Raw genomic sequence first — 237 nt, forward strand, 5'->3', positions numbered from 1 at the left:
GATGACCAGATTTTTGTCGAGTGGTTGGGAGCGTATGGGGTCAGCAGTATTGTGGTGCAAGTGGCGGGTGACCCGAAGACCAACAAGGTCAATGCCACTATCCCGCCTGAGGTGATTTCCAAGGGCGTGCGCCCCAACGGCAATAAAATCACCGTGCGGTACAGCTTTACCCGTGGGCAATTCACCTACAAGTCCGAGATATTGACGCTTGTCCTGCAGCCGCTCGCGAAGCTGCCG

General features: G+C 56.1%; 1 protein-coding gene. It reads left to right on the top strand.

Annotation, left to right across the window (positions count from 1 at the left end; translation table 11 throughout):
* The coding region (locus KZZ07_RS27430) for a hypothetical protein (RefSeq protein ID WP_219520210.1) at nt 1–237 on the top strand (237 nt) is incomplete at both ends.

Source organism: Mameliella sp. CS4, from assembly GCF_019392335.1.
In the GTDB taxonomy this organism is placed as follows: domain Bacteria; phylum Pseudomonadota; class Alphaproteobacteria; order Rhodobacterales; family Rhodobacteraceae; genus Antarctobacter.